This window comes from Micrococcus sp. MS-ASIII-49, assembly GCF_000946635.1.
In the GTDB taxonomy this organism is placed as follows: Bacteria; Actinomycetota; Actinomycetes; order Actinomycetales; family Micrococcaceae; genus Micrococcus; species Micrococcus luteus.
Genome location: NZ_JXSP01000035.1, coordinates 1 through 25,449, shown reverse-complemented (window position 1 = coordinate 25,449; position 25,449 = coordinate 1). Strand labels below are relative to the sequence as shown.

Annotated in this window: 21 protein-coding genes and 1 pseudogene; 7 read left to right on the top strand and 15 right to left on the bottom strand. The window is 74.7% G+C overall.

All coding sequences use genetic code 11. From position 1 onward, the window contains the following. Positions 1-57 precede the first annotated feature (57 nt). Entirely contained in the window at positions 58-1,053 is a 996-nt protein-coding gene (trmB, locus tag SJ20_RS02590; protein ID WP_002853950.1) for a tRNA (guanosine(46)-N7)-methyltransferase TrmB, read from the top strand. Positions 1,054-1,075: 22 nt separating this feature from the next. Here trmB and SJ20_RS02585 read toward each other — a convergent pair whose 3' ends face one another. From SJ20_RS02585 to dnaK, 5 genes are all read right to left on the bottom strand, one after another. After that, on the bottom strand, positions 1,076-2,143 hold the full coding sequence (locus tag SJ20_RS02585; RefSeq protein ID WP_235281231.1) for an alpha/beta hydrolase: 1,068 nt from the start codon (positions 2,141-2,143) through the stop codon (positions 1,076-1,078). After that, positions 2,122-2,673, bottom strand: coding sequence for a heat shock protein transcriptional repressor HspR (locus SJ20_RS02580; RefSeq protein ID WP_044658852.1), 552 nt, complete (start codon positions 2,671-2,673; stop codon positions 2,122-2,124). The genes SJ20_RS02585 and SJ20_RS02580 overlap by 22 nt, the downstream gene beginning before the upstream one ends. After that, entirely contained in the window at positions 2,670-3,662 is a 993-nt protein-coding gene (locus SJ20_RS02575) for a DnaJ C-terminal domain-containing protein (protein WP_044658851.1), read from the bottom strand. Before SJ20_RS02575 ends, SJ20_RS02580 begins: the two co-directional genes overlap by 4 nt. 68 nt (positions 3,663-3,730) lie before the next feature. Further along, positions 3,731-4,381 carry a nucleotide exchange factor GrpE gene (locus tag SJ20_RS02570; RefSeq protein ID WP_044658850.1) on the bottom strand — a complete coding sequence of 217 codons (651 nt, stop codon included), beginning with the start codon at positions 4,379-4,381 and terminating at the stop codon, positions 3,731-3,733. A 163-nt stretch (positions 4,382-4,544) separates the two neighbouring features. Beyond that, positions 4,545-6,404, bottom strand: a complete 1,860-nt coding sequence (gene dnaK / locus SJ20_RS02565) for a molecular chaperone DnaK (protein WP_044658849.1) — start codon at positions 6,402-6,404, stop codon at positions 4,545-4,547. 325 nt (positions 6,405-6,729) lie between these two features. On the opposite strand from dnaK, the gene SJ20_RS02560 reads away from it, so the two are divergent. Beyond that, positions 6,730-7,356, top strand: a complete 627-nt coding sequence (locus SJ20_RS02560) for a Dps family protein (RefSeq protein WP_044658848.1) — start codon at positions 6,730-6,732, stop codon at positions 7,354-7,356. Positions 7,357-7,432: 76 nt separating this feature from the next. Here the strand turns inward: SJ20_RS02560 and SJ20_RS02555 are convergent, their stop codons facing one another. Beyond that, positions 7,433-9,727 (bottom strand): MMPL family transporter, encoded by a 2,295-nt coding sequence (locus tag SJ20_RS02555; RefSeq protein WP_044658847.1) that lies wholly within the window; start codon positions 9,725-9,727, stop codon positions 7,433-7,435. A gap of 64 nt (positions 9,728-9,791) precedes the next feature. Between SJ20_RS02555 and SJ20_RS02550 the strand changes: the two genes are divergently transcribed. From SJ20_RS02550 to SJ20_RS02530, 5 genes are all read left to right on the top strand, one after another. Further along, a complete protein-coding gene (locus SJ20_RS02550) occupies positions 9,792-10,268 on the top strand; it encodes a MarR family winged helix-turn-helix transcriptional regulator (RefSeq protein ID WP_044658846.1) in 477 nt (158 codons plus the stop codon). Beyond that, on the top strand, positions 10,265-10,777 hold the full coding sequence (locus SJ20_RS02545; RefSeq protein ID WP_044658845.1) for a para-aminobenzoate synthase component I: 513 nt from the start codon (positions 10,265-10,267) through the stop codon (positions 10,775-10,777). Before SJ20_RS02550 ends, SJ20_RS02545 begins: the two co-directional genes overlap by 4 nt. Before the next feature lie 465 nt (positions 10,778-11,242). Beyond that, on the top strand, positions 11,243-14,215 hold the full coding sequence (locus SJ20_RS02540) for an MMPL family transporter (protein WP_235281229.1): 2,973 nt from the start codon (positions 11,243-11,245) through the stop codon (positions 14,213-14,215). Between the two features lie 64 nt (positions 14,216-14,279). Then, the gene (locus SJ20_RS02535) at positions 14,280-15,281 is read left to right on the top strand and encodes an aminotransferase class IV (RefSeq protein ID WP_044658844.1); all 1,002 of its coding nucleotides are present in this window, start codon (positions 14,280-14,282) and stop codon (positions 15,279-15,281) included. A gap of 77 nt (positions 15,282-15,358) precedes the next feature. Beyond that, positions 15,359-15,637 carry a DUF4235 domain-containing protein gene (locus SJ20_RS02530; protein WP_036383649.1) on the top strand — a complete coding sequence of 93 codons (279 nt, stop codon included), beginning with the start codon at positions 15,359-15,361 and terminating at the stop codon, positions 15,635-15,637. Positions 15,638-15,715: 78 nt separating this feature from the next. Here the strand turns inward: SJ20_RS02530 and mnhG are convergent, their stop codons facing one another. The 9 genes and pseudogenes from mnhG to SJ20_RS02485 all read right to left on the bottom strand — a co-directional run. Beyond that, on the bottom strand, positions 15,716-16,123 hold the full coding sequence (gene mnhG / locus SJ20_RS02525) for a monovalent cation/H(+) antiporter subunit G (protein ID WP_036383647.1): 408 nt from the start codon (positions 16,121-16,123) through the stop codon (positions 15,716-15,718). Continuing rightward, on the bottom strand, positions 16,120-16,458 hold the full coding sequence (locus SJ20_RS02520) for a monovalent cation/H+ antiporter complex subunit F (protein ID WP_044658843.1): 339 nt from the start codon (positions 16,456-16,458) through the stop codon (positions 16,120-16,122). The genes mnhG and SJ20_RS02520 overlap by 4 nt, the downstream gene beginning before the upstream one ends. Next, a complete protein-coding gene (locus tag SJ20_RS02515) occupies positions 16,458-17,075 on the bottom strand; it encodes a Na+/H+ antiporter subunit E (protein WP_036383643.1) in 618 nt (205 codons plus the stop codon). The genes SJ20_RS02520 and SJ20_RS02515 overlap by 1 nt, the downstream gene beginning before the upstream one ends. Then, positions 17,062-18,693, bottom strand: coding sequence for a Na+/H+ antiporter subunit D (locus SJ20_RS02510; protein WP_044658842.1), 1,632 nt, complete (start codon positions 18,691-18,693; stop codon positions 17,062-17,064). Before SJ20_RS02510 ends, SJ20_RS02515 begins: the two co-directional genes overlap by 14 nt. Continuing rightward, on the bottom strand, positions 18,690-19,250 hold the full coding sequence (locus SJ20_RS02505) for an NADH-quinone oxidoreductase subunit K (RefSeq protein ID WP_002858374.1): 561 nt from the start codon (positions 19,248-19,250) through the stop codon (positions 18,690-18,692). Before SJ20_RS02505 ends, SJ20_RS02510 begins: the two co-directional genes overlap by 4 nt. Next, positions 19,247-22,345: a Na+/H+ antiporter subunit A gene (locus tag SJ20_RS02500; RefSeq protein WP_044658841.1), complete on the bottom strand. Its 3,099-nt coding sequence runs from the start codon at positions 22,343-22,345 to the stop codon at positions 19,247-19,249. The genes SJ20_RS02505 and SJ20_RS02500 overlap by 4 nt, the downstream gene beginning before the upstream one ends. 68 nt (positions 22,346-22,413) lie before the next feature. Continuing rightward, positions 22,414-23,781: pseudogene (locus tag SJ20_RS02495) on the bottom strand (MFS transporter); the annotation flags it as partial. Continuing rightward, on the bottom strand, positions 23,733-24,314 hold the full coding sequence (gene dcd / locus SJ20_RS02490; RefSeq protein ID WP_002858370.1) for a dCTP deaminase: 582 nt from the start codon (positions 24,312-24,314) through the stop codon (positions 23,733-23,735). The gene dcd and the pseudogene SJ20_RS02495, both read right to left, overlap by 49 nt. Positions 24,315-24,317: 3 nt before the next feature. Beyond that, the coding region (locus SJ20_RS02485; RefSeq protein WP_044658840.1) for a hypothetical protein at positions 24,318-25,449 on the bottom strand (1,132 nt) is incomplete at its 5' end.

The window sequence follows — 25,449 nt, the reverse complement described above, 5'->3', positions numbered from 1 at the left end:
CGCCGTCGTCGACCGCGGTCTGCGCCGTCGACGCACGGCCGTGGCAGGATCGGGGCGATGACTGAGCACCTCCCCCGCCCCCGCCCGGACGCACCCGGCCCCGACGCCGTCCCGCCGCCCGCCGAGCGCGTCCACGCGCACGACCACAATCGGGACAAGGACCCCGCCCTCGTCCGACGGGAGCCGGTCTCCTTCGTCCGGCGCGGTGCGCGCCTGAACGCGGGGCGGCAGGCCGTGTGGGACCGCCAGGCGGAGCGGGTCCTCGTGGACGTGCCCCGCGGCCGCGGCGCCACCTCGGTGGACGCCCAGGCCCGACTGGACTGGGCGGGGGTGTTCGGCCGCGAGGCCCCCCTGCTGGTCGACATCGGCTCGGGGCTGGGCGAGTCCACGGCGCAGGCCGCCGCCGACCGGCCGGACTGGAACGTGCTCGCCGTCGAGGTCTACGTGCCCGGCCTGGCCGCGCTCATGACGCGCGTGGAGCAGCAGGGCCTGGAGAACGTCCGCGCCGTGGAGGCCAACGCCCCCGAGCTGCTGGACGCCCTGCTCACGCCCGGCTCCGTGTCCGAGGTGTGGGTGTTCTTCCCGGACCCGTGGCACAAGAAGCGGCACCACAAGCGCCGCCTGGTCTCCCCCGCCTTCGCGGACCGCGTGGCGCGGGTGCTCGCCCCCGGCGGGGTGCTGCGGCTGGCGACGGACTGGTCGGGCTACGCCGTGCAGATGCGCGAGGTGCTCGAGGCGCACCCGGAGTTCGAGAACCTCTTCCCCGGGCGCGCCGCGGGCGAGGACTCCCCGCTCACGCGGGTGCGCCGCGAGGGCAGGGAGACCGAGGTGGGTGCCCAGCCGCTGCCCGCGGGCTGGGAGCGCGCGGCCGAGGAGGAGCGGCCGCTGCGGGCCGGCCTGGGTGAGGCGCGGGCCGGCGCGGCAGCCGCGGACCCCGTGGACCACGAGGGCGGCTGGGCGCCCCGGTTCGAGGGTCGACCGATCACGAGCTTCGAGGCGAAGTCCCAGCGGGCCGGGCGTCTCGTGTTCGACCTGGCGTACCGCCGCCGCTGAGCACGGGGCCCGACGGGACGGCTCAGGCCGGGGCGACCGGCCCGGCCGGGTCGGCGCCGTCCGGGACGGGCGGCAGCGGCAGGCCGGCGGTCACCCGCGCGGTCGCCGCGAGCGTCACGGACCCGGCGTCCCGGTAGCCCCTCGGGGCGTCCCCGGGGGCCGTCGGCGACCAGCGGGCCGTGTGGTGGCCGCGGACGGCGGCCCCCGCCAGGCCGGGCCGCGGGGCCACCGGCAGCACGGCGGCGTCCGTCCAGTCCCGACGACGGCCCACCGCACGGCCGACCCGGGCGAGGAGGTCGCCCGGGGCCAGGGCGCGGAACACCCGTCCGGACCGCAGGCCGAGGTGCGCGGCCCGGGCTGCCAGGGCGGCGGGCAGCCCGACCGCGCCCGAGACCACGAGGGCCTCGACGGGACGCTCGGCCGGCCACGGGGCCTCGGCGTCGTCGGGCTGCAGGCCCCGGTCCGCGAGCAGGCGCAGGGCGTGCGCGGCCACGAGCGAGCCGTACGAGTGGGCCTCCACGGCCCCGTGCACGGCGGTCCCGCGGGCGCGCAGGGCCGGGGCGGCGTCGTCGTCCTCCCCCGGCCCGTGGCGCAGGAACTCCCACCAGGCCCGCACATCCGCGGCGAGCATCGCGCCGCCGCGCCGGCCGGGGCCGTCGAGCACCACCCGCCAGGGCGAGGGCGCGGGGTAGCCGAGCCACGCGATGACGACGGGACGGGGTGCGCCGGCGGCACGCTGGGCGGCGGCGAGGTGGGCGGCCTCCCGGGCCGTCCCCCACATGGCCGTCTGGGGGCGGATGCCCATGCCGGAGACGAGCCAGGTCAGGTGGGTGGCGGTCGCGGGGTCCCCCGCGGCGACCACGGCGCGCGGACCGTCCGGTCCATCGAGGACGTAGTCCAGCAGATGCCGGGCGGGCAGCTGCGGGTCCATGCCCTCCGGCTTGAGGGCGTGGACGATCCCGTCCAGGGCGCTGCGGGCCCGCCGGCCCAGGCCGTCGCGCCGGGCCATGTCGGCGCGCAGCCGCTCCCGGACGCGGGACCGTGCGGCCGCCCCGAACGACGCCCGGCTCAGTCCTGCCCGGGCTGCCACGTGAGCACCCGTCGGGGGACCGCGACGCCGGAGGGCAGCGTCCGCAGGACACCCGGGGAGGCCTGGCCCGCGGCGTCGGCCTCGGTCCGTGCCGCGGCCTGGCGGCGGGCGGCCATCCGGTCGGCGTACCGGGCCGAGACGTCGCCGCCGGAGCCCACGGTGAAGACGCGGGCCAGGCGGGAGGCGTGGTGGAGGCGGTCCACCTGGGCCGACAGTTCGACCACGGTGTCCTGCAGCTGCTCGACCTCGCGCTGCAGCGCGATCACGCGGCGGATGCCCTCCAGCGAGATGCCCTCGCCGCTCAGGGCCTGCACGGTCTGGAGCCGCTCGACGTCGGCCAGGGAGTAGCGGCGGTGCCGTCCGCCCTGGCGGGCGGGGACCACGAGGCCGAGCCGGTCGTACTGGCGCAGGGTCTGCGGGTGCATGCCCGCCATCTCGGCGGCCACGGAGATCACGAAGACGGGGGCGTTCCGGTCAGGACCCCGCTCGCGGCCGCGGTCCGCGCGGGCGGCGCCGTCGCGGGCGCTCACCAGGCGGCCTTCCGGGCCAGCTCCCGCCGCGGATCGTCGCCGGCCAGGGCGGACTGCAGGGCCTCGACGGCGGCGCGGGCGTCGTCGTTGAGCTCGGTGGGCACGGTGACGCGCAGCTCCACGAGCAGGTCACCCGTCCTGTTCCCGCGCTCGACACCGCGGCCCTTCAGGCGCAGCACGCGGCCGGACTGGGAGCCCGCCGGCACCTTCACCTTCACGGGGCGCTCCAGCGTGGGCACCTCGATCGTGGCGCCGAGGGCGGCCTCGGGGAAGGTGACGGGCACGGTGATGCGCAGGTCGTCCCCGTCCCGGTGGAAGAACTCGTGCTCGCGCACGCGCACGGTGACCAGCAGGTCGCCGCGGCCGGCCGCACCGGGCGCGCCCTTGCCGCGGGCACGGACCTTCTGGCCGTCACGGATGCCCTTCGGGATCTTCACCTCGATCGTCTCGCCGTCCGGGGCGCGCAGGGACACCGTGGTGCCCTGGATCGAGCCGCGGAAGGAGATCGTGGTGGTGGCGGTGCGGTCCGCGCCCTTCGTGGGGCGCGGCCGCGCGTAGCCGGCGTCGCCGAAGCCGCCGGGGCCGAAGCCGCCGGTCTGGCCTGCGGCGCCGCCGAACATCCCGCTGAACAGGTCCGACAGGTCGGGCCCGGACTGCGTGGTGCGGGGGCCGCCCCCGCCGCCGAACATGCCGCCGAAGACGTCCTCGAAGCCGCCGCCGTCGGCACCGCCCGGGGCGGAGAACCGGGCGCCGCCGCCCATCGCGCGGATCGCGTCGTACTCCTGGCGCTCCTGGGGGTCGCTCAGGACGGCGTACGCCTCCGAGATCTCCTTGAACTTCTTCTCGGCCGCCTCATCCCCGGGGTTCTGGTCCGGGTGGTGGGTGCGGGCGAGCTTGCGGTAGGCCTTCTTCACATCCGCATCGGAGGCGTCCTTGGACACCCCCAGGGTCGCGTAGAAGTCCTTGTCCATCCAATCCTGCGAGGCCATGGTGCCTCCTCTCGTGTGTATCGGTCAGGGGGTCGGCCGGCGGCGGGGTGGGCCGCCGGCCGACGGGGTCACTCGTCTCCGGCGGAGACCATCACCTGGGCGGCGCGCAGCACGCGGCCGTCCCGGAGGTAGCCGTTGCGGAAGACCTGGACCACGTGGTCCGCGGGCACCTCTGCGTGCGGCTGGCGCATCACGGCCTCGTGCACGGCCGGGTCGAACTCGACGCCGGCCAGGGCCTCCTGGTCGTGACGCTCGAGGCCGAGGCCGGCCAGGGCGGTGTCGAGCTTGGTCGCGATGGCGGCGAACGGACCGTCCGTCAGGTCGCCGGCGGCGCGGGCGGCGTCGATGTCGTCGAGCACCGGCAGCAGCGCGGTGACGGCCTTGAGCACGCCGGCGTCCCTGGCCAGGTCGCGGTCGCGGTCCACGCGGCGCTTGTAGTTCACGTACTCGGCCTGCAGACGGCGCAGGTCGGTCTCGAGCTCGGCCTCGCGATCCGAGGCCGCGGGCTGCGGCGCCTCGGCCCCGGCCTCGTCGAGGATGCGCTCGGCCTGGGCGAGGGCGTCGCCGTCCTCGGCCTGCTCGGCCGCGCTCTCGGCGGAGACGCGGGGCTCACCGGTCTCGGGGTCGATGCGGCGACGGTCATTGAACACGATGGGCTCCTCCTCGGAGCCGCGCTCGGCGTCGGAGGAGCCGTGCGGACGCTGCTGGTCGGCGCTCATGGTGTGTCCTTTCGAAGCGGGTGGGCGCGGCGGGTCCGCCGCGCGGGGGGGTGGTGCGGGAAGGCCGGCGGGCCGGCCTGGCAGGGACGCTGCCGGGCCGGCCCGCCGGCGTCGTGGGCCTCCGGGCGGGGCGGGCGTGGACGCCCGCCCCGGCACCGGGGTGTCAGGCCTTCTTCTCGTCGTCCTCGTCGACCACCTCGGCGTCGACGATGTCCTCGTCGTCGCCCTGCGGGGCGGCGGACTCGGCGCCGGCGTCGGCCGACTCCGCGCCCTGCTGGGCGTAGAGGGCCTCGCCGATCTTGACCTGGGAGGCCTGGAGCTTCTCGAACGCGGCGGCGACCTCGTCGTCGTTGTCCTGCTTCTCCAGGGCGGCCTTCAGAGCGTCGACGTCGGCCTGCACCTCGGTCTTGACGTCCTCGGGCAGCTTGTCCGTGTTGTCCTGCAGGAGCTTGTCCACGGAGTACGCGGACTGCTCCGCCTGGTTGCGGCGGTCGGCGGCCTCACGGCGCTTCCTGTCCTCGTCCGCGTGGGCCTCGGCGTCCTTGACCATGCGGTCGATGTCCTCCTTGGACAGCGAGGAGCCGCCCGTGATGGTCATCGACTGCTCGGTGCCGGTGCCCTTGTCCTTCGCGGAGACGTGCACGATGCCGTTCGCGTCGATGTCGAAGGTGACCTCGATCTGGGGCATGCCGCGCGGGGCCGGGGCGATGCCGGTCAGCTCGAAGGTGCCCAGCGCCTTGTTGTCCCGGGTGAACTCGCGCTCGCCCTGGAAGACCTGGATGGACACGGAGGGCTGGTTGTCCTCGGCCGTGGTGAACGTCTCGGAGCGCTTGGTCGGGATGGCCGTGTTGCGCTCGATGAGCTTGGCCATCACGCCGCCCTTGGTCTCGATGCCCAGCGACAGCGGGGTCACGTCGATCAGGAGCACGTCCTTGCGCTCGCCGGCGAGCACGCCGGCCTGCACCGCGGCGCCGATGGCGACGACCTCGTCCGGGTTCACGCTCTTGTTGGGCTCCTTGCCGCCGGTCAGCTCCTTCACCAGGTCGGAGACGGCGGGCATGCGGGTCGAGCCGCCGACGAGGACCACGTGGTCGATGTCGGAGACCTTGACGCCGGCCTCCTTGATGACGTCCTCGAACGGCTTGCGGGTGCGCTCGAGCAGGTCCTTGGTGAGGTCCTGGAACTTGGCGCGGGAGAGGTGCTCGTCCAGGTGCACCGGGCCCTCGGGGGTCACGGACAGGTACTGCAGCGAGATGTTGGTGGAGGTGGCCGAGGAGAGCTCCTTCTTGGCCTGCTCCGCGGCCTCCTTCAGGCGCTGCAGGGCGATCTTGTCCTTGGACAGGTCCGCGCCCTTGGACTTGGCCTGCTGGAGCAGCCAGTCCACGATCCGCTGGTCCCAGTCGTCGCCGCCAAGGCGGTTGTCGCCTGCGGTGGCGCGCACCTGGATGGTGGCGAAGTCGTCCTCGTCCTTGGCGACCTCGAGCAGGGACACGTCGAAGGTGCCGCCGCCCAGGTCGAAGACCAGGATGAGCTCGTCCTCCTTGCCCTTCTCCAGGCCGTAGGCCAGGGCGGCCGCGGTGGGCTCGTTGATGATGCGCTTGACGTTCAGGCCCGCGATCTCGCCGGCCTCCTTGGTGGCCTGGCGCTCGGCGTCGTTGAAGTAGGCGGGCACGGTGATCACCGCGTCGGTGACCTTCTCGCCCAGGTACTCCTCGGCGTCGTGCTTGAGCTTCATCAGCGTGCGGGCCGAGATCTCCTGCGGGGTGTACTTCTTGCCGTCCACCTCGGTGGTCCAGTCGGTGCCCATGTGGCGCTTGATGGACGCGAAGGTGCGCTCCGGGTTGTTGACGGCCTGGCGCTTGGCGACCTCGCCGACCAGGACGTCCCCGCCCTTGGAGAACGCGACGACGGACGGGGTGGTGCGGGCGCCCTCGGCGTTCGCGATGACGACCGGGTCGCCACCCTCGAGGACGGCGACGACGGAGTTGGTGGTGCCGAGGTCGATGCCGACTGCACGGGACATGGTGGGGTCCTTCCTGTCTGACGGTGAAGCGGGGGCCGGACCCGCGGGCCGGGGGCGCCGGCGCCGCAGGGACTTGAGCCTTCATGACTCAGGTTGCCACCGGGGTGGTGGACTGTCAAGTGAACCTGAGTCGACTTCACTCACTTCTGCTTCTGCGGGGGTCAACGCGGGCCGTCCGCGATCCATTCCCGGGCCCCGGGTCCATCCCTGATCCGTCCCGGTGCAGGCGCCCGGCCCTGGAAGCGCGGGGGTCTCGCGCGGTTGGATGGCAGATCACGGGGCGTCGCCGACGGCGCGCCCGTCCCGACAGAGAAGGAGCACCACCATGGCCGAGAAGAACGCCGCCGAGTACACCGTCCCGGGCCTGTCCCTGAGCACGGGCCGCCGCACCGCCGAGATCCTCCAGGGTCGCCTGCACGCCCTCAACGACCTGCAGCTCACCCTGAAGCACGCCCACTGGAACGTGGTGGGCCCCGGCTTCATCGGCGTGCACGAGATGCTCGACCCCCAGATCGAGCTGGTCCGCGGCATGGTCGACGTCGTCGCGGAGCGCATCGCCACCCTGGGCGTCTCCCCCGCGGGCACCCCGGGCGCGCTCGTGGCCGCCCGCACGTGGGACGACTACACGCTGGGCCGCGCGTCGACCCTGGAGCACCTGGCCGCCCTGGACCTCGTCTACGACGGCGTCGTGACGGACCACCGCGCCGCGATCGACGCCACCGAGGACCTCGACCCGGTCACGCAGGACATCCTCATCGACCAGGTGGCCCAGCTCGAGCTGTTCCAGTGGTTCATGCGCTCGTTCCTGACCACCGACGACGGCCGGCTGAGCAGCGCAGGCACCACCACCGAGGCCGCCGCCGCGGGCCGCGTGAAGGGCGCCCAGTCCGCGCCCGCCCCGAAGGCCGGGCGCACGAAGAAGTCGGACGCGAAGAAGGCCAAGAAGAAGTGACCGCGCGCCCCTGAGGCGCCCGTGCACCGGAGGGGCCCGACCGCACTGACGGTCGGGCCCCTCCCTCCTGCGCGGTTCAGTCGACCTTCGCCGGCCACCACACCTTCGGGCCGATGTCCCGCACGAGCGCCGGGATCAGCAGGGAGCGCACGATCAGCGTGTCCAGCAGCACGCCGAAGGCCACGATGAACGCCAACTGCACCATGAACATCAGCGGGATCACCGCGAGCGCGGCGAAGGTGGCCGCCAGCACGACGCCGGCCGAGGTGATGACCCCGCCCGTGACGGTGAGGGCGCGCAGCACGCCCGCCCGCGTGCCGTGCCGCGGGGTCTCCTCCCGCGCCCGGGTCATCAGGAAGATCGTGTAGTCGATCCCGAGCGCCACGAGGAAGACGAAGCCGTACAGCGGCACGGTGGGGTCGGCGTCCTCGAAGCCGAACACGTGCCGGAACACGAGGGCCGAGACGCCCAGGGCCGCACCGAAGCTGACCACGGTGGCCGCCACGAGCAGCACGGGTGCCAGGAGCGAGCGCAGCAGCACCGCGAGGATGACCAGCAGCATCGCGAGGATCAGCGGGATGACGACCCGCAGGTCGCGCTGCGTGGTGACGTTCGTGTCCAGCGCCTGGGCCGCCGGGCCGCCCACGAGGATCTCGCCCGAGGTCGGGAGGTCCGCGAGCCGGTCGCGCAGGCGGGCCACGGTCTGCTGCGCGGCGAGGGACTCGCCCGGGTCCGCCAGAGTGGCCGAGACCAGCACGCGGCCGTCCACCACGCGGGGCTGCGGCTCCGGCGCCGACGCGGCACCCGCCCCGCCCTCCGCGTCGGTCACGCCCGGGGGTGGGCCCGCGGCGGCCTCGGGGGCGTCCGCGGTGACCTCGGCCTCGGCCACGCCGGGGTCCTCCGCGACGGCGGCGAGCACCGCCTCCGCGTCCCCGGCCGGGGCGAGGATCTGGGCGGGGGCGCCCGCGCCGGCGTCGAAGTGCTCGCTCAGCAGGGCCTGGGCCTGCCGGGCGTCGGAGTCGCCGAGCAGCACGTCCTCCTGGGCGACGCCGTCCGCGCGCAGCTGCAGCAGGCCGCCGCAGAGGGCGAGGAGCCCGACTGTCGTGGCGACCCAGACGGGGCGGGGCCGGCGCGCGACAACGGTGCCCACCCGCGTCCACACCCCGTGGTCCTCCTCGAGGCCGGCGATGGGCCGGCCCGCGCCGTCGCGCGGCGGGGTGAAGGCCCGGCCCCGGGCGGCGCGGCGCTCCGTGCGACGGCGCGCGCGCTCGGGGGACGGGATCGTGGGCCAGAAGGCGGCACGCCCGGTCAGCCGCAGCAGCGCCGGCAGCAGGGTCAGGGCGGCGAGCCACGCGAAGGCCACACCCGTGGCGGCCACGGGGCCGAGGGAGCGCGTCGAGTTGAGGTCCGAGGCCATCAGGATCAGCAGGGCGAGGGCCACGGTGGAGGCGGACGCGGTGATCGCGCCGAAGGACCCGCGCACGGCGGCCCGCAGCGCCTCCCCGACCTCCGCGCGGACCAGCAGCTCCTCGCGGTGCCGGGCCACGAGCAGGAGGCAGTAGTCCGTGGCCGCGCCGATCACGAGGATCGAGAGGATGCCCTGGGCCTGGCCGTTGAGCTGGATCCAGCCCGCCAGGGCCATCCCGTAGACGGCCACGATCGCGCCGCAGAGCGCGGCCACGGCCGTCAGGAGCACGAGGACCGGCAGCAGGACGGAGCGGTAGACCGCCACGAGGATCACGAACACCACCACGAGCGCCACGAGCAGCAGCAGCCCGTCGATCCCCGCGAACGCGCCGCCCAGCTCCGCGACCAGGCCCGCCGGACCGCCCACGTGCCACTCGGTGTCCGCGGCCACGGTCCCGGCGAGGGCGGGGGCGGCGGCCGCCGGGTCCGCCACGACCTCCCGCAGGTCGGCCACCACGTCGGCCACGGGTCGCTCAGCCCCGGCCGAGGAGTCGACGAAGGCCAGGAACTGCACCGCCGCACCGTCTTCGGAGGGGATCGGACCGGCGACGTCGACCACGCCCGGCACCTCGCCCAACAGGCCCGCGAGGTCCGCGAGCGCGGGGAAGGCGGCCGCGGGGTCCGCGGTGCTCGCCGGGCCCACGACGACGGCGGGCACGGCCTCACCGTCCTGGAACGCCGCCGCCTCCTCCCCCGCGCGGGTGGACTCGGCCGACGCCGGCAGGAAGGTGGCCTGGTCGTTCGAGGAGACGTCGCCGATCGCGCCGAACACGGGGCCGCCCAGGCCGAGCACGGCGAACCAGACCACGGCGAGCGCCGCGGCCAGGCCCAGCCGCAGCCCCCGAGAGGGACGCCCCGGCGCGGCGGGGGTGCGGAAGGCGGACAGGTCGGGCGCGGTGGGCATGCCCCCGAGCGTAGGGGATGGTTCGATGATCAAACAACCATGGGGGCTGGCTAGACTCCCGGCCATGACCACGCAGCCCCCCTCCGCCCCCGCGGAGCATCTCGCCGTGGTCCACGCGCTGCGCGTCTTCAGCGAGAGCGCGGAGCACGCCGTCGACGAGGCCGGCCGCGGCGTCGGCCTGCATCGCACGGACCTCAGAGCCCTCGCGTACCTGATGGCCCGCGCGGCGGCCGGTGAGCCCGTCACCGCCTCGGACCTCGGCGCCCACCTGCACCTCACCCGGGCCTCGGCCACCGCCCTCGTGGACCGCCTGGCCGCCGCGGGCCACGTCCGCCGCCGCCGGGACGAGGGCGACCGGCGGCGCGTGCTGGTGGAGCACACGGACACGGCCCGCCGCGACGGGCAGCGCGCGTTCCAACCGATGTCCCAGCGGCTGAGCGCCGCCCTCGAGGGGTTCTCCGTCGCGGAGCTGCGGGCCGCGGTGCGGGTGCTCGAGGCGGCCACCGCCGCGCTGACGGACCCCACCCCGGAGGACCCGTGACCCGACCGGCGCTCATCGGCCTGGACGGCCGCTCGGGGTCGGGCAAGACCGTCCTCGCCGCCGCGCTCGCGGCCCGGATCGCGCCGTTCGCGCGCGTCGAGGTGATCGAGATCGAGTCCATGTACCAGGGCTGGGACGGGCTGGCCGCCGCGGTGGGCGACGACGGCCCCTACCCGGCCGTCGTGCGCGCGCTGCGGGAGCGGGGCACGGCGACCTGGACCACGTGGGACTGGCACCGCGCCGCCCCCGGTCCGCCGCGGCGGACCGCGCCGGCCGACGTCGTGGTGTGCGAGGGCGTGGGTGCGCTCAGCACCGCCGCCCGACCGCTGCTCGACCTGGCGGTGTGGCTCGAGCTCGAGACCCCCGCGCGGCGCACGCGGGCGCTGGCCCGGGACGGTGAGACCTTCGCCCCGCACTGGGACCGCTGGGCCGCACAGGAGGAGGACTACCTGGCCCGGCACGCCCCGCGCGCCGCGGCGGACCTGGTCCTGCGCCTGCCCTCCGCCTGACGGGGGCGCCGCCCGGGGTCGGGGCGTCGGGGGTCTGCGTGCGGGCCGGCCGGGCGCCGGGACCGGAGCGGTACGCTCCGCTTAGGTGTAGCATCGGAGGCGGCGTGCCGCGTCCGGCCGCGTCCCACCCCAGCGCAAGGAGACCTCCCCTTCCCATGGCGACACTGCTCTACCGTCTCGGCCTCGGCGCCGCCCGCCGCCCCCTCCTCGTGATCCTCGCCTGGGTGCTCGCCCTGGCCCTCGCCGTCGGCGGGTTCCTCGCCTTCGGCGGCACGCTCTCCTCCACCGTCACCATCCCCGGCACGCCCACCGCCCAGGTCACGGACCGCCTCAAGGAGGAGTTCCCGGAGGCCTCCCGCGGTAGGGGCCAGGTCGTGTTCACCACCGAGGACGGCTCCCCCCCTGACCGACGCCCAGCGCGAGCAGATCACCGCCCTGCTGGACGACGTCGCCGAGCAGCCGGCCGTGGAGGGCGTCGTGGACCCGTTCGAGGCCCAGGCCCAGCGGGACGACGCCCGCACCCGGCTCGACGAGGGCCGCGCCGAGCTGGCCGACGGCGAGCAGCGCCTCGCGGACGGACGCCAGGAGATCGAGGACGGCCGGGCCGAGCTCGAGCGGCGCACGGCCGAGGCCGACGCGGGCGAGCAGCGCCTCGCCGAGGCCGCCGCCCAGCTGGACGAGGGGCAGGCCGCGCTCGACGCCGCGCGCGCCGACCTCGAGGAGCGTGGCCTGGAGGCCCTGCCGGCCGACGCCCTGGCCCCGCTCCGGGAGGCCGAGCAGAAGGTGGCCGACGGCCAGGAGCAACTCGACGCCGGCCGCGCCGAGCTCGAGGAGCAGGCGGAGCGTCTCGAGGCCGGCCAGGCCGAGATCGACGCACAGCGGCAGGAGCTCGAGGCCGGGCAGGCCGAGCTCGGCGACCGGTGGACCGAGCTCGAGGCCGGGCAGGCCGAGCTCGACGCCCAGGCCGAGCAGCTGGCCGCGGGCCGCGCCGAGCTCGAGCAGGCCCGGGACGCCGCGCTGGCCGAGGCCGAGGCCGCCGGCATCCCGGCGGAGCAGGTCGCCGCGCAGTTCGCCGACCAGGAGGCGCAGCTCGCCGCCGGCGAGGCACAGCTGGCGGCCGGTCAGGACCAGGCCGACGCCGCCCGCGCGCAGCTGGAGGCCGCCCAGGCCGAGGCCGACGCGGGCGCCGAACAGCTCGCGGCCGCCCAGGCGGAGGCCGACGACGGCGCCGCCCGACTCGCCGCCGGCCGGCAGCAGCTGCAGGAGTCCGAGGCCGAGCTCGAGGCCGGCCGCGAGCAGGTGGCCGCGGGACGGCAGCAGGCCCTGGACGCGGCCGAGGCCGAGCTCGACGCGCAGCAGCAGAAGATCGACGAGGGCCGGGCCGAGTACGAGCGCGGCGTCGCCGAGCTCGAGGACGGCCGGGCCCAGCTGGCCGCCGGCGCGGAGCGCCTGGACCAGGCCGAGGCCGACCTCGCCGACGGCCGCGCCGAGCTGGACGACGGCCGCGTCGAGGCCGAGCGCGGCGAGCGCACCCTGGCCCTCGCGGAGGACTTCCGCACCGTGTCCGAGGACGGCAGCACCGCCGTCGGGATCGTCACCTTCACCACGCCGACCCCGGACGTCACCGCCGAGGACAAGGAGGCGGTCACCGGCGCCCTCACCGGCGCGGACATCGACGGCGTCGCCGTGCATCCCTCCCAGGAGCTCAACGCCACCGTGTCCTCCCTGCTCGGCCCGGGCGAGGTCGTGGGCCTCGTGGTCGCCGCGATCGTGCTGGTGGTCATGCTCGGCACCCTCGTGGGCGCGGGTCTGCCGCTGGTCAACGCGCTGGTGGGCGTGGGCGTGGGCGCCGCCGGGGCGCTCGCGTTCTCCTCCGCCGTGGAGATGATCTCCGTGACCCCGGTGCTCGGGGTGATGCTGGGCCTGGCCGTGGGCATCGACTACGCGCTGTTCATCGTCAACCGGCACCGCCAGGAGCTGCGTCGCGGCACGGGCCTGCACGAGTCGATCGCGCTGGCCAACGGCACCTCCGGCAACGCCGTGGTGTTTGCCGGCATCACCGTGATCGTCGCCCTCGTGGGCCTGAACGTCACCGGCATCCCGTTCCTGGGCCTGATGGGCACCGTGGGCGCGGTCTGCGTGGCCGTGGCCGTGCTGGTGGCCGTCACCCTGACCCCGGCCCTGCTCTCCCTGGCCGGGATGCGGATCCTCTCGAAGAAGGAGCGGGCCCGCCTCGCCGACGAGGGTCCCGCCTCCGTCGCCGAGGGCTCCGCCGCCGTGCGCCGCGCCGGGCGCCGCTCGACCATGTCCACCCCGGCCGCGATCGCCTCGGCCCTGGCGGCCGTCGCCCTGCTGGTGCTCGTGGCCCTGCCGGTCGGCTCGATGCGCCTGGGCCTGCCGGACGGCGGGTCCGAGCCGGAGGGCTCCGACTCGCAGGTTGCGTACGAGCTCACCGCCGAGAAGTTCGGCGAGGGCTACAACGGCCCGCTCGTGGTGACCGTGGACCTGCCCGCCGGCCTGGACGAGGACGCGGCCGAGGACGCCCGCCTGGCGGTGGGCGAGCAGCTCGCCGGCCTCGAGCACGCGCACGCCGTGGTGCCCGCGGGCTTCAACGAGGACCGCACCGTCACCATGTTCCAGGTGCTGCCCGAGGAGGGCCCGAACGCCGTCTCCACCGAGGAGCTGGTGCGCGACCTGCGCGCCACCGAGCCGGCCGGCGAGGCCTCCAACCTCGGCGTGGCCGGCATGACCAGCGGGTTCATCGACGTCTCGGAGAAGCTCTCCGACGCCCTGCCCCTCTACCTGGGCGTGGTGGTGGGCCTGTCCCTGCTGATCATGGTGCTGGTGTTCCGCTCGATCCTGGTGCCGCTGATCGCCACCGGCGGGTTCGTGCTCTCCATGTTCGCCGCCATGGGCGGCGTGGTGGCCATCTACCAGTGGGGCTGGCTCGGCTCGGTGTTCGGGGTCCACAACCCCGGCCCCGTGCTCAGCTTCCTGCCGACCATCATGATCGGCGTGCTGTTCGGCCTGGCCATGGACTACCAGCTGTTCATCGCCTCCGGCATGCGCGAGGCCTACGCCCACGGCCTGCCCGCCCGCCAGGCCGTGCTGACCGGCCTGCGCTCGGGCCGGGCCGTCGTGATCGCCGCGGCGATCATCATGATCTCCGTGTTCGGCGGGTTCATCTTCGCCCACGACGCGATGATCCGCCCGATGGGCTTCGGCCTGGCCTTCGGCGTGCTGCTGGACGCGTTCGTGGTGCGCCTGCTCCTGATGCCGGCGCTGATGCACCTGCTCGGCGAGAAGGCGTGGTGGCTGCCGCGCTGGCTCGACCGGATCATGCCGGACGTGGACGTGGAGGGCGCCCAGCTCGAGCGCGCCCACGCCCCGGCGCAGCCCTCCGTCCCCGCCCCGGACGGCGGCGCCCACCGGGCCTGACCGCCCCCGACTGATGCCCGCCCCCGGCCCCGATCGGCCGGGGGCGGGCGTCTATCCTGGGCGGATGCGTCCCACCGCCTTCTCCCCCGCCGCCGGCTCGCCCGTCCTCGTCCTGCTCGAGACGGACGCGGACGGCGCCCCCGCCCCGCGGCTCGCGGACCCGGCCGTCCCGCACCTGAGCGTCACGGACCAGGGGGTCACGCGCGGCGACGGCATCTTCGAGACGGCGCTCGCCGTCGCCGACGGGCTCGGGACCCTGCGCATGCGCAAGCTCGGAGCCCACCTCGGCCGGCTGGCCGCGTCCGCCGCCGCCCTGCAGCTGGCCGCCCCCGAGGCGGCGGCGTGGGAGGCCGCCGTCGCGCTGGGTCTGCGTGCGTTCTCCGAGGCCAACGACGTCGCGCCCGGGGACCGTCTCGCCGTGCGCCTGACCGTCACCCGCGGCCCGGACGCGGCTCCCGGCGCGGTGCCCACGCCCACCGCGTGGGCGCTGCTGAGCCCGGCCCCGGCGATCCAGGACGAGGAGCGGCAGCGGGGGCTGCGGGTGCTGCTGCTGGACCGCGGCATCGACTCGCAGGCCCCCGAGCGCTCCCCGTGGCTGCTCACCGGCGCGAAGACCCTCTCCTACGCCGTGAACATGGCCGCCCTGCGCTACGCCCGCGCGCACGGCGCCGACGACGTCGTCTTCACCAGCGCGGACGGCTACCTGCTCGAGGGCCCCACCTCCACGGTGCTGATCGTGCGCACCGGGGAGGACGGCGTCCGCCGCCTCCTCACCCCGCTGCGCCAGAAGGGCATCCTCGCCGGCACGTCGCAGGCCGTGATCTTCGCGGCCGCCCACGCGGACGGCTGGGAGCTCGGCTACGGCCCGCTCGTCCCGGCGGACCTCCAGGGCGCCGAGGGCGTCTGGCTCGTCTCCTCGGTGCGCGGCGTCCTGCCGGTGCGCGCCGTCGACGGCGTCGAGATCCCCGTGGACCACGAGCTCACCGGCATGCTGCAGGCCCATCTGGACGCCGACGGCGACCCCGGCCGGCACGTCAGCGGCGACCCGGTGCCCACCGCGGGCTAGGCTGGGGACCGGCCCGTCCGGCGTCGTCGGCCGCGGCCGCAACCGCACGTGAGATCCCCGACCACGGAAGGCGCACCATGAACACGCTCGCCCAGAAGGCCCTGTCCGCCGGCATCACGCTGGTCGGCGGCATCGTCGGCTCCCGCGTGGTGGCGGGCGGCTGGCGGCTCGTCACCGGCCACAGCGCCCCGAACGACGCGGCCGACGAGACGCTGCCCCTCATCGAGGCCCTGTCCTTCGCGTTCATCTCCGCGGGCGTCGCGGCGCTGCTGAAGGTCGCCGGCCAGCGCGGCGCCGGCGCCGCGATCCGCAAGGTGTCCGAGTCCACCGCGCACCGCGTGGACCACGAGGTCTGAGCCGCCCCGCCACCACCACGACGACGGCCGCCGCCCGGAGGGATCCGGACGGCGGCCGTCGTGCTATGCGGGGTGGTGTCAGCGGCGCCCGCGCGGCCGGGCGCCGGCGCGGCGCGGCCCGGGGTCCGCCGGGGGCTCGGCGCGACGGACGACGGCGGCCAGCTCGTCCCGGTGCAACAGCTCACGGCGGGCGTGCTTGGTGCGGTAGCCCGTACGGCCCACCAGGTGGGAGGCCACCGGGGCCGTGACCATCTGGGTGACCCACGCCAGCAACAGCACGGGCAGCCACACCCACGACCGCCACTCGATCGCCAGCCCGGCGAGCATGAGCAGCAGGCCGAGGACCTGCGGCTTGGCGGCGGCGTGCATGCGGGCCAGCAGGTCCGGGAGCACGAACAGGCCCACGCCGGCCACCAGGGAGAAGAAGGCACCGCTGACGAGCAGGAACGCGGCCAGCCAGTCCAGGAGCGTGGCGGTGTCGGTCATCGGCCCTCCTCCCCGCCCGGCACGTCCGTGGTGCCGGGCACGCGCGCCTGGTCCTCGAGCGAGTGGTCCGGGCGCCGGTCCTCCGCGAAGCGCGCCACCGTCACCGAGCCGACGAAGCCGACGGTGGCGGCCAGCACCACGAGGACCACGTGGTGGGTGTGGCGGTGCACGGCCATCTCCAGGACGAGCATCCCGGAGAACACCACGAGCAGCACGTCCGTGGCGACCGCCCGGTCCAGCAGCGAGGGGCCGCGCACGATCCGGTCGAGCGCACCGACGGCGCCGACCACGAGCAGCGCCCCGCCGGCCCACGTGGCCAGGTCCATGGGGTCCATCAGGCCTCCTCCTTCGGGGGGCGGGCGGCGGGGGGCGCCGAACTCGGGAAGCGGCGGACCAGCTCGAGGTCCTCACGCGTGCCGACGGCGCGGATGATGCCCGCCTCCACGTCGAGGGCCTTGGCGCGGAAGCCCGCCACGTCCTCGTCCGTGGTCGCGTCGAGCACGTGCAGGTACAGGACGGAGCGGACCCGGTCCACGTCCAGCACGATCGAGCCCGGCACCAGGGCCAGGGCGTGGCTGACGAGCGTGATGATGAGGTCGTCGTGGCTGCGCAGCGGGACGCCCACGATCGAGCCGCGGGCGCGGCGGCCACGCAGCAGCACCGTCCCGGCCACGTTGACTGAGGCGCGCACGACGTCGACGAGGAACCGCACCGTGAACACGAGGGACCACCAGGGGTTCAGACGGCCGCTGAACGGGATGCTCGGCATCGGGAAGAGCCCGATGATCAGCAGCGCGAAGGCGAGGCCGGTCAGGGCCACGTGCGGAGCGAAGTCCTGCCACAGGGCGCACCACACGGCCACCATCACGAGGATCAGCGGCCACTGGGCCACGATGCCCCGGATCCGGTCGGGGCGCACCACGCCGCGGCGGGCGGAGTCACTTCCGGGCATCGTGCACCTCCGTCGGGTCGACGCTGAGGGTGGCCGCGGCCCGCTCGGCCGCGGCGTCGTCGAGCACCGCCGCGATGTAGGGCGAGCGGTCGAGCATGTCCGTGGCGGCCTCGTCGGCCAGCGCGAACAGCGGACCGGCGGCCACCGTGAACACCAGCGTCAGGCCCACGAGCGCCGTGGTGGGCAGCACGAGGCCCGGCTCGAGCGGGCGGGGGCGCTCGCCACGGGCGACGGCCCGCTCGTAGGCGGCCACGAGCTGGGCGGGCGGGTGCTCCACGTCCTCGACGCGGCGCCAGAACGCGCGGGTCCACACGCGCACCACCACGAGCAGGGTCAGCAGGGACACGAGCAGGGACACGCCCACCAGCGTGTAGGCCAGGGGCGTGGCCTGCTCGACGCCGCCGCGCAGCAGGCCGACCTTGCCGAGGAAGCCGGAGAACGGCGGGATGCCGCCGAGGTTGAGCGCGGGCACGAGGAACAGGACGCTCACGAACGGGGAGACCTTCGCCAGGGACCCGAGGCGGTCGATGTTCGCGGTGCCGGCGCGGTTCTCGATCAGGCCCGTGACGAGGAAGAGCGCGGTCTGCACGGTGATGTGATGGGCCACGTAGTACACGGTGGCCGCCAGCCCCGCCTCCGTGGCCAGGCCCAGGCCGAAGATCATGTAGCCGATGTGGGAGACGAGGATGAAGGACAGGATGCGCTTGATGTCCGTCTGGGCCAGCGCGCCGAGGATGCCCACCACCATGGTCAGCGCGGCCACCACGAGCAGGAGCGCGTTGACGTGCTCCCCCGGGAAGAGCAGCGTCTCGGTGCGGATCATCGCGTACACGCCCACCTTGGTGAGCAGGCCCGCGAACACCGCGGTCACCGGGGCGGGCGCGGTGGGGTACGAGTCCGGCAGCCAGAAGGACAGCGGGAACACGGCCGCCTTGATGCCGAAGCCCACCAGGAGCAGCACGTGCAGGACCATCTGCACGTCGGTGGGCAGCTCGCCCAGCTTCACGGCCAGGTCCGCCATGTTCACGGTGCCGGTGGCCGCGTAGATCATCGCGATCGCGATCAGGAACACCACCGAGGAGAGCACGGAGACCACCACGTAGGTGACGCCCGCGCGGATGCGCTGGGCGGTGCCCCCCATGGTCAGCAGCACGTAGGAGGACGTCAGGAGGATCTCGAAGCCCACGTAGAGGTTGAACAGGTCGCCGGCGAGGAACGCGTTGGACACGCCCGCCACGAGGATCAGGAACGTGGGGTGGAAGATCGAGACCGGCCCACCCTCGTCCCGGTTGATCAGCCCCTGCGCCGAGGCGTACAGCAGCACCGCCAGGGTGATCAGCGCCGACACCACGAGCATGAGGGCCGAGAGCCGATCCACCACGAGGCTGATGCCCAGCGGGGCCGGCCAGCCGCCGAGGTGGACGGCCGCGACCCCGGTGTCCCAGACCGCGGCCAGCAGCAGCGCGTCCAGCACGAGGGTGAGCACGAGCGCGGAGACCGTGACGGTGATCTGCGCGCGGGGGCGGCGCACGAGCATGAAGGTCACGGCCGCGCCCAGCACGGGCAGCATGACGGCCAGCGGGGCCAGGTCGGTCAGGGGGACGGAACCGATGCTCATGCGCGCTCCCCGCCCTCGGGACGGCGGCCGCGGGACGCTGCCCCGGATCCGGTGGGCGCCTGGGGGGCGGGCGTGGCGTGCTGCACCTGGGGCCGTGCCTCCGTCGCGTGCTCGTAGTGGGCGTTGGGGTCCGCGGCGTCGTCCAGGAACTCGGAGGACTCCTCCACGAGCTCCGCGTCGTCCTCCGCGTCCCAGGCGGGCATCCGGGCGATCTTGACGTCCTCCGCGTCCACCTCGACCTCGTCCTCGCGGACGAGCAGCCACGAGCGGTAGATCATGGCGGTCAGGAACGCGACCACGGCGAAGCCGATCACGATCGCGGTGAGGATCAGCGCCTGCGGCAGCGTGTCCGCGTACTCGTGCGGGTCCCGTCCGCGCACGAACAGCGGGGCCAGGCCCGTGCCGCCCGAGGAGAGGAACAGCAGCATGATGGCGCCGTTGTTGATCAGCACGATGCCGAGCAGGATGCGCGTCAGGCTGCGCTCGAGCACCAGGTAGATCCCCCCGGCGAACATCACGCCCATCGCCAGGAGCAGGGCCAGGTCGACGGTCATCATCGGGCGGCCTCCGGGGCGTCGGGGGTGGACGGGGTGGGCATGCGCGGATGACGACGGCGGGCCGCGGCGCGCAGGCGGGCGCGGCGGGCCTCCTCGCCCCGGCGGTCCACCTCACCGCCGAGCGAGCGCAGCACGTCGATCACGAGCCCGACCACCACGAGGTACACGCCGATGTCGAACGCCGTGGCCGAGACCAGCTTGAGGGCGTCGCCGAACAGCGGCAGGTCGGTGAACTCCACCACATAGGACTGCAGGATCTGCCCGCCGAAGAAGAGCGGGGCGATCCCGGTGAGCGTGGCGATCGCCAGGCCCAGGCCGATCATGGGCCCGGCCGGGATCACGGAGGCCTCCTGCAGCTCGTACCGGCCGCCGGCGAGGAAGCGCAGCGTGAGGGCCAGGCCTGCGAGCAGGCCGCCGGCGAAGCCGCCGCCGGGGGTGTTGTGCCCGGCCAGCAGCAGGTAGACGGAGAGCAGCATCATGATCGGGAACATGAAGCGGGTGACGACCTCGAGGATGATCGAGCGCCGCTCGGGGGCCATCGTGTGGCCGGCCACGAGCCACTGGCCCTTGCGATCGTCCACAGCGAAGCTGCGCACGACGGACAGCTCGCGGGCCCCGAGCGAGGAGTCGGCGCCGAAGTCGCCGACGGAGCCGGGGGCGACGTCGTCGATGCTGCGGGTGCGCCCGTCGCGGTGCTGCAGGAAGATCAGGGAGGCCACGCCGGTGGCCGCGGCGGCCAGCACCGTGATCTCGCCCCACGTGTCCCACGCGCGGATGTCCACGAGGGTGACGTTCACGGCGTTCGTGCCGTAGCCGTCCGTGTAGGCGAGCTCCGGCATGGGCAGCGAGATCCGCTCCGCCGTGCGGGCGGCCAGCGCGGTGGCGGCGATCCACATCATGGTCAGCGCGAACCCGACGGCCACGGCCAGGCGGCCCAGCCGCCGCGAGCCGGTGCGGCGGTCGTACCAGTCCGGCGGCAGCACGCGCAGGCCCAGGATGAGGGTGACCAGGATGATGGTCTCCACGAGCACCTGGGTGATCGCGAGGTCCGGGGCGCCGCGCATCGCGAACAGGGCGGCGGCGCCGTAGCCGGTCACGGACACCAGCATGATCGCCTTGAAGCGGCGGCGCGCGCGGACGGCGAACACGGTGGCGACGGCGATCATCAGCACCACGACCAGCTGCGCCGGGGTCTGGAACCAGGCGACGTCCGCGGAGAGGAACGAGGTGGCCAGCGTGCGCTCGCTGCGCCCCACGGGGAAGAGCAGGAACGCGGCCGGCAGCAGGAACGCGGTGGCCAGGATGATGCCCAGGTAGCGGCGCAGGGAGCCGGTCTGGGTGCGCCCCGTGACCCAGATGGCGACCTCGTCGAGGGCGCCGGTGATCTTCCGGTACGTGCGCAGGGCGTCGACCGGGAACTCGACGCGGCGCTGGAACGCCTCGACTCCCGGCCGGCCGAGGGCGAGCAGCGCGCCGAGCACCCAGACCCCCGCGGAGAGGGCGAGGATGGGCGTCCAGCCGTGCCACAGGGCCAGGTAGGCCGGCGCCTCCTCCGGGTCCAGCGGCGGCAGGGAGCCCGTGTGGGCGGTGATGATCCCCTCCACCGGGCCGGGCAGGAAGGCGAGCACCAGGCCGGCGAGCGCGAGCAGCGCGGCCGGGGCCAGCTCGAGGGTGGTGACGCGGGTGTGGAAGCGCGTGACGGGGACCGCGGCCCCCTCCTCGTCCCGCTTGGCGGCGAACGAGCCCCACAGGAACCGCCACGTGTAGGCGAAGGTGAGCACCGAGCCCACGGTCATGAGCACGAGCGGCGTCCAGCCCCACACGTCCGCGTGCGCCACGCCGTGGGCGGCCAGGCCCTCCAGGACGGACTCCTTGGCCACGAAGCCGAACAGCGGAGGCAGGCCGGCCATGGACAGGCCCGCCACCACGGCGACGGCGGCCAGGGCCGGGTGGCGGCGGCCGATCCCGGAGAGCTGGCGCAGATCGCGCGTGCCGGCCTCGTGGTCGATGATGCCGACCACCATGAACAGGGGGGCCTTGAACACCGCGTGGGCCAGGAGCATGGCGAGGCCGGCCATGGCGGCGTCGCGGGTGCCCAGCCCGTTGGCCACCATGAGGAAGCCGAGCTGGGAGACCGTGCCATACGCGAGGACGAGCTTGATGTCTGTCTGCCGCAGGGCGCGCCAGCCGCCGAGCAGCAGGGTCCACAGACCCACGCCGATCACGAGGACCTGCCACATGGCGAGGCCGTGGAACTCCGGGGCCAGGCGGGCCACGAGGAAGACGCCGGCCTTCACCATGGCCGCCGCGTGCAGGTACGCGGACACGGGGGTCGGCGCGGCCATCGCGCCCGGCAGCCAGAAGTGGAAGGGGGCCTGGGCGGACTTCGTGAGGGCGCCGATCAGCACCAGGGCGACGGCGACCTCGAGCAGCCCGCGCAGCCCGGCGTCGGCCATGAGGGCGGGGGCGGCCTCGAGGACCCCGGAGATCCGCCAGGACCCGGCGAAGTGGGCCAGCATGATCAGGCCCGCGAGCATGGCCAGGCCGCCGAACGTGGTGACGATCAGGGCGGTGATGGCGGAGCGGCGGGCGAAGATGCGGTGGCCCGAGTAGCCGATCAGCAGGAAGGACAGGACGGACGTGATCTCCCAGAAGGTGTAGAGCACCATCAGGTCGTCCGTGGTGACGAGCCCGAACATCGCGCCGGCGAACGCCAGCAGCTGCCCGCCGAACACCGCGTTGCGCGGCTCGTGCTCCCGGAAGTAGCGGGCGCAGTAGGCCAGGACCAGCGCGCCGACTCCCAGCACGATCAGGGACATGAACGCGGCCAGCACGTCCATGCGGAACGCGAGCTCGGTCTCGAGGTACGGCACCCACGGCACGGCGCGGTCCAGGCGCGCCGCCGAGGCCGGGACCGGCCGGCCGGCGTCGAGCGCCTCCTGCAGCGCGAACACGTGCGGCAGCTGAGTGAGCAGCCAAACGAAGCCCGCCGCGGGAGCGGCGGCGAGCAGATAGAACCCCTGACGTCCCGTCCACCGGAAGAGCACCGGGGCGGCGAGCGCGACGACGAAGAGCGCGGTCAGGATGACGAGCATGCGGTCCCTTCGTCAGGCACGGGCGAGGGTCCGGTCCAGCCTAACGGAGGGATGCGCCCCACCCGGGGTCAGCGGACCGATTCCGCGCTCCGCGTGATCGGCTCCGTGACCCGGGCGAACAGCAGCCCACCGGCCACGAGCACGACGGCGATCACGGGGATGACCACCCGGTTGTCCGGGTGCAGGGCGAGCGCGAGCGTGACGAGCGCGGGCGTGATGAACCCGACCGCGCGGCCCGTGGTGGCGTACAGCCCGAACACCTCGCCAGCCGTCCGCGGCGTGGTGAGCCGGCCCAGGAACGCGCGCGAGGCCGACTGCACCGGGCCCACGAACAGGCACAGCGCCAGCCCGCCGACCCAGAACGCGAGGGTGCCCGAGGCGAAGAAGAGCGCCCCGGCCACGAGGACCATGGCGGCCAGCGAACCGAGGATCACCCGGCGCGGACCGACCGCGTCGTCGAGCCGCCCGCCCACGAAGGCGCCCAGGGCGGCCACCACGTTGGCCGCGATCGCGAACAGGATCACGTCCGAGGCCGCCAGCCCGTAGACCGTGGTGCCCAGGATGGCGCCGTAGACGAACACCGCGCCCACGCCGTCGCGGAACACCGCCGAGGCCACGAGGAACCACAGCGTGTTCCGGTCCTCGCGCCACATCCGGGCCAGCGTGGCCCCCAGCTCGCGGTAGGAGCCCAGCACCGACTCACGGCGCGGCCCGCCGTCCGCCGCCGGGGCGGGGGCCGGGTCCGGCACGGCCACCAGCACGGGGATCGCGAACACGAGGAACCACGCGGCGGCCACGAGCGCGACCACCCGGATGTTCAGCGCCGCGTCCTCCGTGACGCCGAACCAGTGCGCGTCCCCCGAGACGAAGCCCACGAACACGATCAGCAGCAGCAGGATGCCGCCGAGATACCCCGCGCCCCAGCCGATGCCCGAGATCCGGCCGATCGTGGCCGGCGTCGAGATGTGCACGAGGATCGCGTTGACCTGCACCTCCGCGAACTCGAAGAACACCGTGCCCAGGGCGATCAGGGTGACGCCCAGCAGCAGGGAGGACTCCTCCGGGGTGACCCAGAAGCAAGCTGCGGTGCACGCGATCACGGCGCCCGTGGTCAGCGCCAGCCAGAGGCGGCGCCGTCCCGCGCCGTCCGCCCGACGCCCCAGCACGGGCGCGGTGACCGCGATGACGACGCCGGCCACCGCCATCGCCGTCGAGAGCCAGGCCGTGCCCCGCTCGTCCGGCCCGAACGCGTCCGAGGCCAGGTAGGTGCCGAACACGAAGGTGACCATGACCGCGTTGAACGCGGCCGAGCCCCAGTCCCACAGCGCCCACGCGGCCACCTGGCGGCGCGGGGCGGCGGAGGCGACCGGCGGGAGCGCGACGTCGGTCATCGCTCGATGCGGGTGAGGTGGAAGTCCCGGTGCGCCCGGGAGGCCGTGGGCCCGCGCTGACCCTGGTACCGGTTCTGGTTGGCCCCGGTGCCGTACGGCGACTGGGCCGACGAGGAGAGCCGGAAGAAGCACAGCTGGCCGATCTTCATCCCCGGCCACAGCGTGATGGGCAGCGTGGCCACGTTGGACAGCTCGAGCGTGACGTGCCCGGAGAACCCGGGGTCGATGAACCCGGCGGTCGAGTGCGTCAGCAGGCCCAGCCGCCCCAGCGAGGACTTGCCCTCGAGGCGGGCGGCGAGGTCGTCCGGCAGCGTGACCTGCTCATAGGTGGAGCCGAGCACGAACTCCCCCGGATGCAGGATGAACGCCTCGTCCGGGTCCACCTCCACCAGCCGGGTCAGCTCGTCCTGCTCCTGGCGCGGGTCGATGTGCGCGTACCGGTGGTTGTCGAAGAGCCGGAAGAACCGGTCCAGGCGCACGTCCACGGACGCGGGCTGGACCATCGCCGGGTCGAGGGGGTCCAGGCCCACGCGCCCGGAGTCGAGCTCGGCGCGGATGTCGCGGTCGGAGAGCAGCACGGCTCAGTCCATTCGCACGACGACGGCCAGCGGGGTGCGCTCGCGGCCCTGGCCCAGCGGGTTGTCCGCGAAGGCGGCTTCGAGGACGGCGGCCGACGCGGCGGTGTCCTTGCCGAGGGCGTTGCGGCCGATGTCGTTGGCGTCCATCACGACGGTGCCGGCGAAGGAGGCCTTCGCCCAGGCCGGGATGTCCGCCGCCCGGATCATCGCCGAGACCTCGGCGGCCACCCGGTCCGGCTCGGCCGGCGGCAGCTTGGCCGAGACGTTGGCCGGGAACGTGGAGTAGGTGGTGGGCCCGTCGATCGCGCGGACGTTGCCGCCCACCACGTTGTAGAACACACCGCGCTTGCCGGCGACCTTGCCGGCGGCGCCGGCCGCCGCGGAGAGCACGATGCGCGGCAGGCCCGCCTCCTGGATGGCCAGCTGCATGGTGGTGGGATCGCCCAGGCCGATGCCCGCGGGCGTGCGGGTGACCAGGCGGGAGAGGACGCGGGCGGCCACGGAGGGGCGGACCTCCCACGTGTAGTAGGAGCGACCCTGGGTGATGGCCACGATCTTCTCGGACACGGAGAAGTGCCACGGGGCGTCCTGCGGCATCGCGTCCGCGGGCAGGTCGCGGAAGAAGTCCTCGATCTCGCCGCGCAGGTAGGCCTGCAGGTCCGTGTCCCGGTCCACCAGGCCGGTCTGCACCGGGAAGCGGCGGTAGCGGCGGCCGTCCTCGGCGGAGACCAGGTCGAGCTCCTTGCCCGGGTTCGGCTCGTGGTCCGGTTTGGCCGGTGCCGGGGCGGTGGGGGCCTCGTCGACCGCGGTGGCGGGGCCGGCCGGGGCGGCGTCCGCGTCCACCGCGTCGCGCAGCCAGAGCTCGAGGTTGAGCAGGCGCCAGAAGCGCTCGGGGTCGTGCCGGCGCGGGTGGGCGAGGAAGTCCTCGAAGAGCGCGCGGACGGTGGGCGCGTCGGCGTACGGGCGGGCGGCGAACGAGTCGGAGGCGAACACCTCGCGGACCGGCTCGCGCAGGGCGAGCAGCAGGCCGGCCGCGGCGTCGTCGTCCGCGTGGCGGGCCGGCGGGAGGACGGCGTCCACCAGGCCGGCGAGCCGCCCGCGCGGCACGCCGCGATCGGCGGGGGGGCCCGCCCCC

Coding starts and splice junctions, on each gene's coding strand:
- SJ20_RS02575 (WP_044658851.1), bottom strand. CDS start 3,662: ATGGCCTCGCAGGATTGGATGGACAAGGACTTCTACGCGACCCTGGGG.
- mnhG (WP_036383647.1), bottom strand. CDS start 16,123: ATGACCGACACCGCCACGCTCCTGGACTGGCTGGCCGCGTTCCTGCTC.
- SJ20_RS02500 (WP_044658841.1), bottom strand. CDS start 22,345: ATGCTCGTCATCCTGACCGCGCTCTTCGTCGTCGCGCTCGCCGCCCCG.
- SJ20_RS02560 (WP_044658848.1), top strand. CDS start 6,730: ATGGCCGAGAAGAACGCCGCCGAGTACACCGTCCCGGGCCTGTCCCTG.
- SJ20_RS02550 (WP_044658846.1), top strand. CDS start 9,792: ATGACCACGCAGCCCCCCTCCGCCCCCGCGGAGCATCTCGCCGTGGTC.
- SJ20_RS02555 (WP_044658847.1), bottom strand. CDS start 9,727: ATGCCCACCGCGCCCGACCTGTCCGCCTTCCGCACCCCCGCCGCGCCG.
- SJ20_RS02535 (WP_044658844.1), top strand. CDS start 14,280: ATGCGTCCCACCGCCTTCTCCCCCGCCGCCGGCTCGCCCGTCCTCGTC.
- SJ20_RS02570 (WP_044658850.1), bottom strand. CDS start 4,381: ATGAGCGCCGACCAGCAGCGTCCGCACGGCTCCTCCGACGCCGAGCGC.
- SJ20_RS02510 (WP_044658842.1), bottom strand. CDS start 18,693: ATGAGCATCGGTTCCGTCCCCCTGACCGACCTGGCCCCGCTGGCCGTC.
- dnaK (WP_044658849.1), bottom strand. CDS start 6,404: ATGTCCCGTGCAGTCGGCATCGACCTCGGCACCACCAACTCCGTCGTC.
- SJ20_RS02530 (WP_036383649.1), top strand. CDS start 15,359: ATGAACACGCTCGCCCAGAAGGCCCTGTCCGCCGGCATCACGCTGGTC.
- SJ20_RS02505 (WP_002858374.1), bottom strand. CDS start 19,250: ATGATGACCGTCGACCTGGCCCTGCTCCTGGCGATGGGCGTGATGTTC.
- SJ20_RS02520 (WP_044658843.1), bottom strand. CDS start 16,458: ATGGACCCCATGGACCTGGCCACGTGGGCCGGCGGGGCGCTGCTCGTG.
- SJ20_RS02515 (WP_036383643.1), bottom strand. CDS start 17,075: ATGCCCGGAAGTGACTCCGCCCGCCGCGGCGTGGTGCGCCCCGACCGG.
- trmB (WP_002853950.1), top strand. CDS start 58: ATGACTGAGCACCTCCCCCGCCCCCGCCCGGACGCACCCGGCCCCGAC.